This is a genomic window from Ramlibacter sp. Leaf400, from assembly GCF_001424545.1.
Lineage (GTDB): Bacteria > Pseudomonadota > Gammaproteobacteria > Burkholderiales > Burkholderiaceae_C > Ramlibacter.
Window position 1 is genome coordinate 17,934 of the sequence record NZ_LMQL01000012.1, and the last position, 15,011, is coordinate 32,944.

Sequence of the window (15,011 nt, forward strand, 5' to 3'; positions counted from 1 at the left end):
GCTGGCGTTCCTTCGCTCCACCGTCCACGCGCTGTGGATGCTGGTGACCGTGATGCCCTGGGCGATCGTCATGCTGGTCGCCTCGATTTGGCGCCGCGGCATCCCGATGTACTGGATGGCCGTGACCTGGCTGAGCTGGGCCGTGCACGGCGCGCGGGTGATCTGCGGCGTCAAGTGGCGCGTCATCGGCAGGGAGAACCTGCCCGTGGGCACCACCGCGCCGGCCGTCCTGCTGGTCAAGCACCAGTCGACCATGGAGACCTTCCTGATGCCGGTGCTGATGCCGCATCCGCTGGCCTACGTGTTCAAGCGCGAGCTGCTGCACGTGCCGTTCTTCGGCTGGGCGATGGCGCGCCTGGACATGATCCACATCGACCGCAGCCAGCGCGCCCAGGCCTTCAACAAGGTGGTCGAACAGGGCAAGCGCCTGCTGGCGCAGGGCATCTGGATCATCATGTTCCCCGAGGGCACCCGCATCCCGCGCGGGCAGAAGGGCACCTACAAGTCGGGCGGCACGCGCCTGGCGGTGGAGACCGGTGCGCCGGTGATCCCGGTGGCGGTCACGTCCGCCAAGTGCTGGCCGCGCAAGTCCTTCCTCAAGCACCCCGGCGTGGTCGACGTCTCCATCGGCAAGCCGATCCCGAGCCAGGGCCGCCAGCCCGAGGAGCTGATGCGCGAGGTCGAGGCCTGGATCGAGGCCGAGATGCGCCGCCTGGATCCCGAGGCGTACGAGTAACAGTCGGTCGCCGGGGGCGGCGACGGGCCCGGCGCTGCCTATACTCGCGGCCGTGCTGAAGCTCATCCAGCTCACGCTCGATCTTTTCGATCCTGCGCCCCCGCGACCCGCGGCTCCCGCCCCCTCCGCTGCCCCACCGGCCCCGCTGCCGAGTGAGCCGCTGCACGTGGACGCGCCCGCGGAGCCGCTGGATGCGGTGCTGGCGCCCGCCACCTTCCACCATCCGCGCGCCAACCGGCAGGCCACCCTGGGCCACACCTTCGTGGCCTTCGAGCTGCGCCGCGGCAAGCGCCGCAACATCGGTTTCGTGGTCGGGCCCGAGGGCCTGACGGTCAGCGCGCCGCGCTGGGTCCCGATGCACGAAGTGGACGCCGCCGTCCAGAGCAAGTCGTCCTGGATCCTGTCCAAGCTGGAGTCGGCCCGGCAGCGCCAGGACCGCATCGAGTCGGCCCGCATCCAGTGGCGCGAAGGCGCGGCCTTCCCTTTCCTGGGCGAGCAGGTGATCCTGGTGCTGGACCCGCGCCGGGGCGGTACCGCCGAACTGAACACCGCCGGCGAGGCCCTGCCGGGCGTGCCCCGCCTCACATTGCACGTCGGCCTGCCGCAGACCGCGACCGCCGAGCAGATCCGCGACACGGTCCAGGCCTGGCTGATGCGCCAGGCCAAGCGCCTGTTCACCGAGCGCCTGGACCACTTCGCGCCCCAGCTGTCCGTGCAGTGGCGCAAGCTGGTCCTGAGCAACGCCGGCACGCGCTGGGGCACGGCGCATTCGGACGGGACCATCCGCCTGAACTGGCGCCTGATCCACTTCCGCCTGCCGGTGATCGACTACGTGGTGGCGCACGAGCTGTCGCACCTGCGGGTGATGGACCACAGCCCGCGCTTCTGGGAGACGGTGGCCACCGTGGTTCCCGACTACCCGCAGCTGCGCGGCGCGCTGCGCGACGAGGCGCTGCCGCCCTGGTGAGCCCACCCCCACGGGGTGAATTGACGTTGACGTAAACGTCAGATGTAATCCTCGCATCGCAGGCAAGGCCGCGCGGCCGTCCGGCCGCAGCCGCAACCCAACCGAATGCCCACCACCTACACGATCAGCGACCTGGCGAAGGAGTTCGACCTCACGACGCGCGCGATGCGCTTCTACGAGGACATGGGCCTGCTGCAGCCCGAGCGCTCCGGCCCCGGCGGGCGCAACCGCATCTACAGCTCGCGCGACCGCACCCGGCTCAAGCTCACGCTGCGGGCCAAGCGCCTGGGCCTGTCGCTGTCCGAGGCCCGCGAAATCATCGACATGTACGACAGCCCGCGGGACACCGGGCCGCAGCTGAGGAAGTTCCTGGCCATCCTGGCGCAGCACCGCCGTCAGCTGGAAGACCAGATGGCCGACCTGCAGGCCAACCTCGACGAGGTGAAAGTGCACGAGCGGGAGGCCCGGGCGCTGCTGGCGCGGCTGGAGAAGGAGCCCGGCCGCGCGCGGCAGGCATAATTGACGTTTACGTAAACGTCAATCTTCAATCCAGCGGAATCGCCATGCCCGACGCCCCCGCCTTCCAGCCCGCCGACGACGGATTCGAAGCGCGCGTGCGCGCCAGCTTCGCGCGCCAGACCGCCATGGCCACCCTCGGCGCCACCCTGGTGCGCGCCGTGCCCGGCGAGGTCGAGATCCAGCTGCCCTGGGCGGCCCACCTGACCCAGCAGCACGGCTTCCTGCACGGCGGCATCGTCGGCGCGGCGCTCGACTCGGCCTGCGGATACGCGGGTTCCACGCTGATGCCGGCCGACGTCGGCGTCCTGAGCATCGAATTCAAGATCAACTTCGTCGCCCCCGCGCGCGGGCAGAAGTTCCGCATGGTCGGCACGGTGGTCAAGCCGGGCCGCACCATCACGGTCGTGGAGGGGCGGGCCTTCGCGATCGAGGACGGCCGCGAGAAGCTCGTGGCCACCATGAGCACCACGCTGATGGCCGTCGCCGGACGCGACGACGTCAAGCACTAGACCGAGACAAGGAGCATCCCATGAACCTGGGCCTGAATTTCCAGCTGGGCGAAGACATCGACGCGCTGCGCGAGGCCGTGCGGTCGTTCGCCGAGAGCGAGATCGCGCCGCGCGCGGCCGAGATCGACCGCAGCGACCAGTTCCCCGCGGACCTCTGGCGCAAGTTCGGCGAGCTGGGCGTGCTCGGCATCACCGTGCCCGAGGAATACGGCGGCGCCAACATGGGCTACCTGGCCCACATGGTGGCGATGGAGGAGATCTCGCGCGCCTCGGCCTCGGTGGGCCTGTCGTACGGCGCGCACAGCAACCTGTGCGTCAACCAGATCAAGCGCAACGGCAACGAGGCGCAAAAGCGCAAGTACCTGCCCAAGCTGATCTCCGGCGAGCACGTGGGCGCGCTGGCGATGAGCGAGTCCGGCGCCGGCAGCGACGTGATCTCCATGAAGCTCAAGGCCGAGGACAAGGGCGGCTACTACCTGCTCAACGGCACCAAGTTCTGGATCACCAACGGCCCCGACGCCGACACGCTGGTGGTCTACGCCAAGTCCGAGCCCGAGCTGGGCGCGCGCGGCGTTACCGCCTTCCTGGTCGAAAAGGGCATGAAGGGCTTCTCCATCGCGCAGAAGCTCGACAAGCTGGGCATGCGTGGCAGCCACACCGGCGAGCTGGTGTTCCAGAACGTCGAGGTGCCGGCCGAGAACGTGCTGGGCACGGTCAATGGCGGCGCCAAGGTGCTGATGTCCGGCCTGGACTACGAGCGCGCGGTGCTCGCCGCCGGTCCCATCGGCATCATGCAGGCGGTGCTGGACAACGTCGTGCCCTACACCCACGACCGCAAGCAGTTCGGCCAGAGCATCGGCGAGTTCCAGCTCATCCAGGGCAAGGTCGCCGACATGTACACGGTGCTGCAGGCCGGCCGCGCCTTCTGCTACACGGTGGGCAAGAACCTGGACATGCTGGGCAGCGACCACGTGCGCCAGGTGCGCAAGGACTGCGCCTCCGTCATCCTCTGGTGCGCCGAGAAGGCCACCTGGATGGCCGGCGAGGGCATCCAGGTCTTCGGCGGCAACGGCTACATCAACGAGTACCCGCTGGGGCGCCTGTGGCGCGACGCCAAGCTCTACGAGATCGGCGCCGGCACCAGCGAGATCCGGCGGATGCTGATCGGGCGGGAGCTGTTCGCGGAGACGATGTAGTTGCTCGCGCGCAGCGCGAGCAACAGGGGCTAGGGGCTGGGGGCTAGGGACTAGGGAGTACCCCGGTACGCAGAACCCCTAGCCCCCAGTCCCTAGCCCCTAGTCCCTCGACAATAAAGCCCATGCCCGACATCCAAGACCTCTTCACCCACAACCGGGCCTGGGCCGCGCAGATGGAGCGCGAGCGCCCCGGCTTCTTCACCAGCCTGGTCAAGCAGCAGCGGCCCAAGTTCATGTGGATCGGCTGCAGCGACAGCCGGGTGCCGGCCAACCAGATCACCGGCCTGGAGCCGGGCGAGGTGTTCGTGCACCGCAACGTGGCCAACGTGGTGGTGCACTCCGACCTCAATGCGCTGTCGGCCATCCAGTTCGCGGTGGAGATGCTCAAGGTCGAACACATCATGGTGGTCGGCCACTACGGCTGCGGAGGCGTGCTCGCCGCGTTGAACAACACGCGCGTGGGCCTGGCCGACAACTGGATCCGCCACATCCAGGACGTGCGCGACCGGCACCGCGGCATCCTGGACAACATCTCGCCCGAGAACCGCGGCGATGCCCTGGTGGACCTGAACGTCATCGAGCAGGTGGTCAACGTCTGCGTCAGCACCGTGATGACCGACGCCTGGGCCAAGGGTCAGAAGGTGACGATCCATGGCTGGGCGTTCGGCGTGCACGACGGCCTGCTGCAGGACCTGCACATGAACGTCACCAGCGTCGATTCGATCGAACCGCTCTACCGTGCTGCGGTGCAAGGTGTCATAGAGGCGCGCCGCTAGGCCATGTTCCCGCAACGCCTCGACTCTTCCCTGGCCTACGACATCGCCAAGGCGATGCTCGACGGCTTCAACCGGCACTACCGGTTGTTCCGGCTGGAGTCGCAGCGCGCCAAGCACCGCTTCGAGATGGCCGACTGGCACGGCCAGCAGCGCGCCCAGCGCGAGCGCATCGAGTTCTACGACCTGCGCGTCAAGGAAGCGGTGGTGCGGCTGGAGAAGGAATACAAGGCCGGCGAGCAGTCGATGGAGGTGTGGCACCAGGTCAAGCTGCACTACATCGGCCTGCTGATCGAGCACCACCAGCCGGAGCTGGCGGAGACCTTCTTCAACTCGGTCACCACCAAGATCCTGCACCGCACCTACTTCCACAACGACTTCATCTTCGTGCGGCCGGCGGTCAGCACCGAGTACATCGAGAACGACGAGCCCGCCGCCGCACCCACCTACCGCGCGTACTACCCCACGCGCGAGACCCTGCACGAGAACATCGTGCGCATCGTCACCAACTTCCGGCTGCAGCGCCCCTTCGAGAACCTGGCCCGCGACGCCAGCCACGTGCTGGCCGCCATGGGCGCGCGGCTGGCGCAGGTGAAGCTGCGCGCCAACTTCCAGATCCAGGTGCTGTCGTCCCTGTTCTTCCGCAACAAGGGCGCGTACGTGGTGGGCAAGCTGATCAACGGCTTCAACGAGGTGCCCTTCGCGCTGCCCATCCTGCACAACGAAGAGGGCGAGCTGGTCATCGACGCCTGCCTGTTCGGCGAGGACGACCTGCAGATGCTGTTCTCCTTCGCCCGCGCCTACTTCATGGTGGACATGGAGATCCCCGCGGCCTACGTGCAGTTCCTGCGCTCGCTGATGCCGCGCAAGCCGCGCGCCGAGATCTACAACGCGCTGGGGCTGGCCAAGCAGGGAAAGACGCTGTTCTACCGGGACTTCCTCTACCACCTGAAGCACTCGAGCGACCGCTTCCGCATCGCGCCCGGCATCAAGGGCATGGTGATGCTGGTGTTCGACCTGCCGTCCTTTCCCTACGTCTTCAAGGTCATCAAGGACTACTACCCGCCGCAGAAGGACACCACGCGCGAGCAGATCAAGGGCAAGTACCTGCTGGTCAAGCAGCACGACCGCGTCGGGCGCATGGCCGACACGCTGGAGTACAGCGAGGTGGCCTTCTCGCGCGAGCGCTTCGAGGAGGACCTTCTGGACGAGATCCGCAAGTTCGCGCCCAGCCAGCTGGAGATCAGCGACCGCGACGGCGACGGCCACGAGGAGGTGATCATCAAGCACCTCTACATCGAGCGCCGCATGATCCCGCTGAACATCTACCTGCAGGAGGCTTTCGACGCCGGCGCCGCCGACCAGGTGGAGCGCGCCGTGGTCGAGTACGGCAACGCCATCAAGGACCTGGTGGCCGCCAACATCTTCCCGGGCGACATGCTGTGGAAGAACTTCGGCGTCACGCGCAACGGCAAGGTCGTCTTCTACGACTACGACGAGATCGAATACCTCACCGAGTGCAACTTCCGCAAGGTGCCCACCGCGCGCAACGAGGAGGAGGAGATGTCCGGCGAGGTCTGGTATTCGGTCGGGCCCAAGGACGTCTTCCCCGAGACGTTCGGCCCGTTCCTCCTGGGCAACCCGTCGGTGCGCGACGTGTTCCTGGCCCACCACGGCGACCTGCTGGACGCGGAGTTCTGGCAGAGCCACAAGGCCCGCATCCAGGCCGGCCACGTGCACGACGTCTTCCCCTACGAGCACGACAAGCGCTTCGAGCACGCGGCGGCAGGAGCCCATGCATGAGCGCAGAGGCCTGGGAACTCGCCAGCTACGTGGTGACGGTGCTGGGCCTTCCGACGGCGCTCGCCATCTTCATCTGGGAGCAGCGCAAGGAGCGCGACAACGAGGAGGAGGAGCAGTACCAGCTGCTCTCGGACGCCTACATCGACTTCCTCAAGATCGTGCTGCTCCACCCCGACCTGCAGCTGCGCACCAACGAGCCGTTGGACAACCCCACGGCCGAGCAGCGCGAGCGCATGCTGGTCATCTTCGATATGCTGATGTCGCTGTTCGAGCGCGCCTTCCTGGTCGCGTACAAGGACGACATGGGCGACGTGGACCGCCGCCGCTGGAACAGCTGGGACGACTACATGCGCGAATGGTGCCGGCGCGAAGATTTCCGCAACCTGCTGCCGCAACTGCTGCGGGGCGAGGACCCTGAGTTCCAGGAGTACCTGCGCCGCATCGCCGAGGAGGAGCGCGGCGCGCTCCTCTCCACCTATTGACCATCACAGGAGTGAAAAATGGCTGAATCCGTCGTCATCGTCAGTGCCGCCCGGACCCCGATGGGGTCGTTCCAGGGCGACTTCTCCACGCTGTCCGCCCACGACCTGGGCGGCGCGGCCATCCGCGCCGCGGTCGAGCGCGCCGGCATCCCGGGCGACGCCGTCGGCGAAGTGCTGTTCGGCAACTGCCTGATGGCCGGCCAGGGCCAGGCGCCCGCGCGCCAGGCCGCCTTCAAGGGCGGGCTGCCCAAGAGCGCCGGCGCCGTCACGCTGTCCAAGATGTGCGGCTCCGGCATGAAGGCCGCGATGTTCGCCCACGACATGCTGCTGGCCGGCAGCCACGAGGTGATGATCGCCGGCGGCATGGAGAGCATGACCAACGCGCCCTACCTGCTGCTCAAGGGCCGCGGCGGCTACCGCATGGGCCACGACAAGGTCTACGACCACATGATGCTGGACGGCCTGGAAGACGCCTACGAGGCGGGCCGCTCCATGGGCACCTTCGGCGAGGACTGCGCGGCCAAGTACAAGTTCACGCGCGAGGCGCAGGATGCCTTCGCCATCGCCTCCGTCACCCGCGCGCAGAAAGCCACCGAGTCCGGCGCCTTCGCCACCGAGATCACGCCGGTCACGGTGAAGACCCGCTCCGGCGAGACGGTGGTCGCCAAGGACGAGGGCCCGGGCAAGGTCAAGCTGGACAAGGTCGCCACGCTCAAGCCCGCTTTCAAGAAGGACGGCACCATCACCGCCGCTTCGTCCTCCAGCATCAACGACGGCGCCGCGGCGCTGGTGATGATGACCGAGAGCACGGCCAAGCGCCTGGGCTGCAAGCCGATCGCTCGCATCGCCGGCCACGCCATGCACGCGCAGGAACCCAACTGGTTCACCACCGCGCCGGTGGGCGCCACGCAGAAGCTGCTGGCCAGGACGGGATGGAAGGTGGCCGACGTCGACCTGTGGGAAGTGAACGAGGCCTTCGCCGTGGTGCCGATGGCGCTGATGGAGGAACTCAAGGTCTCGCACGACATCGTCAACGTCAACGGCGGCGCGTGCGCGCTGGGCCACCCGATCGGCGCTTCCGGCGCCCGCATCATGGTCACGCTGATCCACGCGCTCAAGGCCCGCGGCGGCAAGCGCGGCATCGCCACGCTGTGCATCGGCGGCGGCGAGGGCACCGCGCTGGCGCTGGAACTGCTCTGACGCCGTGAACGTCCTGGTCCTCGGCGCATCGCGCGGCATCGGGCTGGAGTTCGCCCGCCAGTACCGCGCGGCCGGGGACAACGTCGTCGCCACCGCGCGCGACGCGGCGGGCCTGCAAAAGCTGAAGGACCTGGGCGCCCGGCCGTTGCAGCTGGACGTGGCCGATCCCGCCAGCGTCGGCGGCCTGGCCGGCGCGCTGCGCGGCGAGAAGTTCGACGTCGCGCTCTACGTGGCCGGCGTCTACAGCACCGCGGGCGCGACCACGCCGCCCACGCAGCAGGACTTCGACCTCGTCATGCGCACCAACGTGCTGGGCGCGATGCAGGCCATCCCCCTGGTCGGTCCGCTGGTGGAAGCCGCGGGCGGGCGCTTCGTCTTCATCACCAGTGGCATGGGCCACATCAGCGGCACCCACTCCAGCTTCGGCTGGCTGTACCGCGCGAGCAAGGCGGCGCTCAACATGGCGGTGCGCGCCGCCAGCCACGACCATCCCCGGGCCGTTCTCGTTGCGATGAGTCCCGGCTGGGTGCAGACCGACATGGGCGGCCCCGGCGCGCCGCTCACGGCCGCCCAGAGCGTCGCGTCGATGCGCAGGGCGATCGCCGGCCTGGCCCCCGGCCAGAGCGGAAGCTTCCTCGACCACGACGGCACGCCGTTCGAAGGCTGGTAGCGCGCCAGCCCCTTTCCCCGCAACAAGAAAGAACAAGACCATGGCTTCGAACCTTACCCACGCCGGCCTGCTGGCCGCGCTGCTCGCGCTCGGCGCCTGCGCGTCGTCGACGGCTCCGACGTCATCCACGACGCCTGCCGCGATGAGCGCGGCCCCCACCCCGGCGGCGCAGTCCGCTCAGGCAACACCGCCCGCCGCCCCGACCGCGGCCGTGCGCCCGGCCGACGCCGCGCTGCTCGCGGCCGCCACGGCCGAGCAGCCGGCCGTGGTCAAGACGCTCGAGCGCCTGGTCAACATCGAGACCGGCACCGGCGACGCGCAGGGCATGACGGAGATGGGCCGCCTGCTGGAAGGCGAGCTCAAGACGCTGGGCGCCACCGTGACCCGCGTGCCGGCCACGTCCGGCGTCGTGGGCGAGAACATCGTGGGCAAGCTGGCCGGCCGCGGCGGCCGCAAGCTCCTGATGATGGCCCACATGGACACGGTGTACACGCGCGGCACGCTGGCCAAGGCACCGTTCCGCGTCGACGGCAACCGGGCCTTCGGCCCCGGCATCGCCGACGACAAGGCCGGCGTGGCGATGATCCTGCACACGCTCAAGCTGCTCAAGGCGCGCAACTTCCAGGACTTCGGCGAGATCACGGTGATGTTCAACACCGACGAGGAGCGCGGCTCCTTCGGCTCGCGCGACCTGATCCAGAAGCTGGCGGCCGAGAGCGACTACGTGCTGTCGTTCGAGCCCACGCTGGCGATGGCCGAGGGCCTGACCCTGGGCACCGCGGGCATCGTGTACTACCGCGTCAAGGTCAAGGGCCTGGCCTCGCACGCCGGCGCCGCGCCCGAGCTGGGCGTCAACGCGCTGGTGGAGGCCTCCGACATCGTGCTGCGCACCATGGACCTGGACGACAAGTCGCGCGACCTGCGCTTCAACTGGACCATCGGCAAGTCCGGCCAGGTCGCCAACATCATCCCCGACGCGGCCGAGCTGGAAGCCAACATCCGCTACGCGCGCAAGGAGGACCTGGACGCGCTGTTCAAGACGCTGGAGCAGCGCATCCAGGGCCGCAAGAAGAACCCCAAGAGCGAGATCACCATCGCGCCGGAGTTCGGCCGCCCGGCGTTCAACGCCGATGCCGCCGGCCGCGCGCTGGTGCAGCGCGCCGTCGCCATCTACTCGGAAGTGGGCGGCAAGCTCAACGTCGTGGAACGCACCGGCGGCGGCACCGACGCGGCGTACGCGGCGCTGTCGGGCAAGCCCGTGATCGAGAGCCTGGGCCTGCCCGGCTTCGGCTACCACAGCAACCAGGCCGAGTACGTGATGGTCGACGCGATCCCGCGCCGCCTGTACCTGGCCAGCCGGCTGACGATGGACCTGGGCGCGGGCCGCTGACCGACGAAAGCGACACGCGATGCTGCTGACCCCCGACCAGGAAATGATCCGCGACGCCGTGCGCGCGTTCGCGAAGGAAGAGCTGTGGCCGCACGCCGCGCGCTGGGACAAGGAGCACACCTTCCCGCGCGAGGCGCACCGCGGGCTCGCGGCCCTCGGCGCCTACGGCATCTGCGTGCCCGAGGAGTTCGGCGGCGCCGGCCTCGACTACGTGAGCCTGGCCCTGGTGCTGGAGGAGGTCGCCGCCGGCGACGGCGGCACCAGCACGGCGATCAGCGTCACCAACTGCCCGGTCAACGCCATCCTGATGCGCTACGGCAGTGACGCCCAGAAGAAGCGCTGGCTGGCGCCGCTGGCCCGGGGCGAGATGCTGGGCGCGTTCTGCCTGACAGAGCCGCACGTGGGCAGCGATGCCTCGGCGCTGCGCACCACGGCCACGCGCGAGGGCGGCGACTACGTGATCAACGGCGTCAAGCAGTTCATCACCAGCGGCAAGTACGGGCATCTCGCCGTCGTGATCGCCGTCACCGACAAGGGCGCGGGCAAGAAGGGCATGAGCGCCTTCCTGGTGCCCACCGACTCGCCCGGCTACGTGGTGGCGCGGTTGGAGGACAAGGTCGGCCAGCGTTCCAGCGACACCGCGCAGATCAATTTCGACCAGTGCAGGGTCCCCGCCGGGAACCTGATCGGCGAGGAGGGCGAGGGCTACCGCATCGCGCTGTCCGCGCTCGAAGGCGGCCGCATCGGCATCGCCGCGCAGAGCGTGGGCATGGCCCGCAGCGCCTTCGAGGTCGCCGTGGACTACGCCAAGGAACGCCAGAGCTTCGGCACGGCGATCTTCAACCACCAGGCGGTGGGCTTCCGCCTGGCCGACTGCGCCACGCAGCTCGAAGCCGCGCGGCAGCTGATCTGGCATGCCGCCAGCCTGCGCGATGCCGGGCGCCCCTGCCTGAAGGAAGCCGCCATGGCCAAGCTGTTCGCCAGCGAGATGGCCGAGCGCGTGTGCAGCGCGGCGATCCAGACGCTGGGCGGCTACGGCTACGTCAACGACTTCCCGCTGGAGCGCATCTGGCGCGACGTGCGCGTGTGCCAGATCTACGAGGGGACGTCGGACGTGCAGAAGATCCTCATCCAGCGCGCGCTATGAGCGCCGCCCCGCCGCCCGAAGGCGCTCGCGCCTGCGTGCAAAGCACGGAGGCTTGCCGATGAGGATCGTCATCCTCGGGGCGGGGCGGGTCGGCGAGAGCGTTGCCGAGAGCCTGGTCTCCGAGCGCAACGACATCACCCTGATCGACCCCGACGTCCAGCGCCTGCGCGAGCTGGAGGAGCGGCTGGACCTGCGCGGCCTGCCCGGCAACGGCGTGCACCCTTCCACGCTGGAGCGCGCCGGCATGCCCGACGCCGACATGCTGATCGCCTGCGCCGCCCAGGACGAGACCAACCTGGTGGCCTGCAAGATCGCCCACGACGTCTTCAACGTGCCGCTGACCATCGCGAGGCTGCGCTCGTCGGAGTTCGTCGAGGGCAGCAAGCTGCTCGAGCGCGGCGGCTTCGCGGTCGACCACGTGATCTGCCCCGAGGAATCGGTGGTGCGCTACCTGCAGAAGCTGATCGAGTTCCCCGAGGCGCTGCAGGTGCTGGAGTTCGCCAAGGGCCTCGCGCAGCTGGTGGCCGTGCGCGTCACCCGCGACAGCCGCTATGCCGACCGCACGCTGGGCGACTTCCTCAATGACTTTCCCAACGTGCCGGTGCGGGTGGTGGCCATCTACCGGCAGGACGCCGAACAGCCCTGCGAGCCGTCCACCCGCGTGCTGGTGGGCGACGAGGTGTTCCTGCTGGCCGACGAGGAGAACCTGCGCAAGGTGCTGGCCGCGGTGCACAGCGCCGACAAGCCAGTCAAGCGCGTGATGATCGCCGGGGGCGGCAACGTCGGCCTGCGGCTGGCGCGTCGGCTGCGCGGCCAGGTGGACGTCAAGCTGATCGAGCGCGGCGCCAAGCGCTGCGAGTACCTGGCCACCGAACTGCCGACCGACATGCTGGTGCTCCAGGGCGACGGCACCGACGAGGAGCTGCTGTGCGACGAGAACGTCGGCGACATGGACCTCTTCCTCGCACTGACCAGTGACGACGAGGACAACATCCTGGCGGCCATGCTGGCCAAGCGGCTGGGCGCGCGCCGCGTGCTGGCGCTGATCAACCGGCGCGCCTACGCCGACCTGATCCAGGGCAGCACGATCGACATCACCGTCTCGCCCGCGCAGACCGTCATCGGCGAGCTGCTCGCCCACGTGCGGCGCGGCGACGTGGTGGCGGTTCACAGCCTGCGGCGCGGCATGGCCGAGGCGCTGGAGGGCGTGGCGCACGGCGATGCCAAGACCTCCAGGCTGGTGGGCCGCACCGTGCCCGAGGTCGACGGCCTGCTGCCTGCCGGCGTGCGCCTGGGGGCGGTCGTGCGAGGCAAGGGCGACGGCCAGCGCGTGCTGATGCCCAGCCCGGAGACCCGGATCGAAAGCGACGACCACCTGATCATCTTCATCCCCAACAAGAAGCTGGTGCGCGAGGTGGAGCGGCTGTTCCAGGTGAGCGCCACCTTCTTCTGATGGAAAGCCTGGGCCCCGTCCTGTCGGTGGTGGGAAGGGTCCTGCTGGGCTTTGCCGCCGCCTTCCTGGTGCCGCTGGCCTGGGCCTGGCGGCTGGACGACCCGGCACTGCGCGGCATCTGGTTCACCAGCCTGGCCGCCACGCTGGTGGCCGGCGTGCTGCTGGAGGCCGCCACCCGGCGCTTCCGGCGCGAGCTGCAGCCCAAGGACGGCTTCCTGCTGGTCACGCTGGTGTGGGTGGTCCTGCCCGCCTTCGCGGCGTTGCCGCTGTACTGGATCGTGCCGGACATCGACGTGGCCCATGCCTACTTCGAGGCCATGAGCGCGATCACCGCCACCGGCGCCACCGCGCTGTCGGGCCTGGACAGCCTGCCGATCTCGGTGAACGTGTGGCGCTGCTTCCTGCAGTTCATCGGCGGCCTGGGCATCATCCTGCTGGTGGTGGCGGTGCTCCCGCTGCTGGGCCTGGGCGGCGTGCAGCTGTACCGGGCCGAGGCGCCCGGGCCGCTGAAGGACGCCAAGCTCACGCCCCGCATCGCCGAGACGGCGCGCGGCCTGTGGACGGTCTACTTCGCCATGTCCGGCGCCTGCCTGCTGGCCTACCGCTGGGCCGGCATGTCCTGGTCCGACGCCTTCATGCACATGTGCAGCACCATGGGCCTGGGCGGCTTCTCCTCGCACGACGCCAGCTTCGCCTACTGGGACTCGCCGGTCATCGAAGGCGTGGCGATCTTTTTCATGGCGGTGTCCGGCATCAGCTTCGCCCGCTATTTCATCGCCTGGCGCCAGCGCTCGGTGCGCAGCCTCCTGGCCGACACCGAGGTGCGGGCCTATGCGGCGGTGCTGGCCGCGTCCATCGTGCTGCTCACGCTGCTGCTGGAGGAGCACGGGGTGCACGAGGACCGCTGGTCGGCGCTGCGCGCGGCGGCCTTCCAGGTGGTGTCGCTGGCCACCACCACCGGCTACGCCTCGACCGACTATGCGCAGTGGCCGGTGTTCGCGCCGGTGCTGCTGATCTTCCTGGGCTGCTTCGTCTCGTGCGCCGGCTCCACCGGCGGCGGCATCAAGATGGTCCGCATGCTGCTGCTGGTCAAGCAGGCCCGGCGCGAGCTGGTGCGCATCATCCACCCGCGCGTCGTCAACCCGGTCACGCTGGGCGGCACCACGGTGTCGGGGCAGGTCATCGCCAACGTGCTGGCCTACATGCTGATCTACGGCGCCAGCCTGATCGGGCTGACCATGCTGCTGCTGCTGTCGGGCCTGGACCTGGTGACGGCCTTCTCCGCCGTCATCGTCTGCGTGAACAACATCGGCCCCGGCCTGGGCCTGGTGGGACCGGCCGGGCACTTCGGGCTGCTCACCGAGTTCCAGCTCTGGGTGCTCAGCTTCGGCATGCTGATCGGCCGGCTGGAGCTGATGTCGGTGTTCGTGCTGTTCACCGGGCAGTTCTGGCGCAAGTGAGCCGGGTCGCTTGCTACGATGCCGCCCCGATGACCCTTCCTTCCCGTTACGAGGCCGTGCTGTTCGACTGCGACGGCGTGCTGGTCGACAGCGAACCCATCACCATCGGCGTGCTGCGCGAGATGCTGCAGGAGCTGGGCTGGACGCTCACGCCGGCCGAATGCATGCGCCTGTTCATCGGCAAGGCCGTCAAGGACGAGTGGGCCCTCATCGAGGCGCGGACCGGCAAGCCGCTCACCGACGAGTGGCTGGCGCAGTTCCGCGACCGGCGCAACCACATGCTGGAGCGGCACCTCACGCCGATCGAGGACTCCGACCACGCGGTCGCCGCGGCCCACGCGGCCTGCGGCGGCCGCATCGCCTGCGCCAGTGGCGCCGACCGGATCAAGGTCGAACTGCAGCTGGCCAAGTGCGGCCTGATGCGCTGGTTCGAGGGCCGCATCTTCAGCGGCCATGAGCAGCCGCGGTCCAAGCCCGCGCCCGACGTCTACCTGGCGGCGGCCGCGGCGCTCGGCGTGGACCCGCGCCGCTGCGCGGTGGTGGAGGACACGGTGACCGGCGTGACCGCGGGCGTGGCCGCGGGCGCCACCGTGTTCGGCTACAGCCCGCCCGAGGCCGGGCACGACGCCCCGGCGGCGCTGCTCGCGGCCGGCGCGGTGCGCATCTTCACCCGCATGCGGGACTTGCCCGGGATGCTGGCCTGACC

At 69.3% G+C, this 15,011-nt stretch carries 15 protein-coding genes; all 15 read left to right on the forward strand.

All coding sequences use genetic code 11. The annotated features are described in order from the left end of the window. Position 1 precedes the first annotated feature (1 nt). The 15 genes from ASG30_RS15855 to ASG30_RS15925 all read left to right on the forward strand — a co-directional run bounded on the left by ASG30_RS15855 (position 2) and on the right by ASG30_RS15925 (position 15,009). A complete protein-coding gene (locus ASG30_RS15855) occupies positions 2–736 on the forward strand; it encodes a lysophospholipid acyltransferase family protein (RefSeq protein WP_055900118.1) in 735 nt (244 codons plus the stop codon). A gap of 52 nt (positions 737–788) precedes the next feature. Further along, positions 789–1,703: a M48 family metallopeptidase gene (locus ASG30_RS15860; protein ID WP_055898817.1), complete on the forward strand. Its 915-nt coding sequence runs from the start codon at positions 789–791 to the stop codon at positions 1,701–1,703. 105 nt (positions 1,704–1,808) lie between these two features. Then, the gene (locus ASG30_RS15865; RefSeq protein WP_055898820.1) at positions 1,809–2,222 is read left to right on the forward strand and encodes a MerR family transcriptional regulator; all 414 of its coding nucleotides are present in this window, start codon (positions 1,809–1,811) and stop codon (positions 2,220–2,222) included. A 44-nt stretch (positions 2,223–2,266) separates the two neighbouring features. Continuing rightward, the gene (locus ASG30_RS15870) at positions 2,267–2,731 is read left to right on the forward strand and encodes a PaaI family thioesterase (RefSeq protein WP_055898823.1); all 465 of its coding nucleotides are present in this window, start codon (positions 2,267–2,269) and stop codon (positions 2,729–2,731) included. 20 nt (positions 2,732–2,751) lie between these two features. Continuing rightward, positions 2,752–3,927, forward strand: a complete 1,176-nt coding sequence (locus tag ASG30_RS15875) for an isovaleryl-CoA dehydrogenase (protein WP_055898825.1) — start codon at positions 2,752–2,754, stop codon at positions 3,925–3,927. A 122-nt stretch (positions 3,928–4,049) separates the two neighbouring features. After that, on the forward strand, positions 4,050–4,703 hold the full coding sequence (gene can, locus ASG30_RS15880; RefSeq protein WP_055898829.1) for a carbonate dehydratase: 654 nt from the start codon (positions 4,050–4,052) through the stop codon (positions 4,701–4,703). Between the two features lie 3 nt (positions 4,704–4,706). Continuing rightward, the gene (gene aceK, locus ASG30_RS15885) at positions 4,707–6,503 is read left to right on the forward strand and encodes a bifunctional isocitrate dehydrogenase kinase/phosphatase (RefSeq protein ID WP_055898832.1); all 1,797 of its coding nucleotides are present in this window, start codon (positions 4,707–4,709) and stop codon (positions 6,501–6,503) included. Then, positions 6,500–6,985: a hypothetical protein gene (locus tag ASG30_RS15890; RefSeq protein ID WP_055898835.1), complete on the forward strand. Its 486-nt coding sequence runs from the start codon at positions 6,500–6,502 to the stop codon at positions 6,983–6,985. The genes aceK and ASG30_RS15890 overlap by 4 nt, the downstream gene beginning before the upstream one ends. Before the next feature lie 18 nt (positions 6,986–7,003). Next, on the forward strand, positions 7,004–8,185 hold the full coding sequence (locus ASG30_RS15895; RefSeq protein WP_055898838.1) for an acetyl-CoA C-acyltransferase: 1,182 nt from the start codon (positions 7,004–7,006) through the stop codon (positions 8,183–8,185). Between the two features lie 4 nt (positions 8,186–8,189). Next, positions 8,190–8,855 carry an SDR family oxidoreductase gene (locus tag ASG30_RS15900; RefSeq protein WP_055898841.1) on the forward strand — a complete coding sequence of 222 codons (666 nt, stop codon included), beginning with the start codon at positions 8,190–8,192 and terminating at the stop codon, positions 8,853–8,855. Positions 8,856–8,895: 40 nt separating this feature from the next. Next, positions 8,896–10,245, forward strand: coding sequence for a glutamate carboxypeptidase (locus ASG30_RS15905; protein ID WP_235579822.1), 1,350 nt, complete (start codon positions 8,896–8,898; stop codon positions 10,243–10,245). Between the two features lie 19 nt (positions 10,246–10,264). Beyond that, positions 10,265–11,392 (forward strand): acyl-CoA dehydrogenase family protein, encoded by a 1,128-nt coding sequence (locus ASG30_RS15910; RefSeq protein WP_055898844.1) that lies wholly within the window; start codon positions 10,265–10,267, stop codon positions 11,390–11,392. A 58-nt stretch (positions 11,393–11,450) separates the two neighbouring features. Further along, positions 11,451–12,845 carry a Trk system potassium transporter TrkA gene (gene trkA / locus ASG30_RS15915; protein ID WP_055898847.1) on the forward strand — a complete coding sequence of 465 codons (1,395 nt, stop codon included), beginning with the start codon at positions 11,451–11,453 and terminating at the stop codon, positions 12,843–12,845. Then, positions 12,845–14,305, forward strand: coding sequence for a TrkH family potassium uptake protein (locus ASG30_RS15920; protein ID WP_055898850.1), 1,461 nt, complete (start codon positions 12,845–12,847; stop codon positions 14,303–14,305). The genes trkA and ASG30_RS15920 overlap by 1 nt, the downstream gene beginning before the upstream one ends. 29 nt (positions 14,306–14,334) lie before the next feature. Then, positions 14,335–15,009 (forward strand): HAD family hydrolase, encoded by a 675-nt coding sequence (locus ASG30_RS15925; protein ID WP_055898853.1) that lies wholly within the window; start codon positions 14,335–14,337, stop codon positions 15,007–15,009. Positions 15,010–15,011 lie beyond the last annotated feature (2 nt).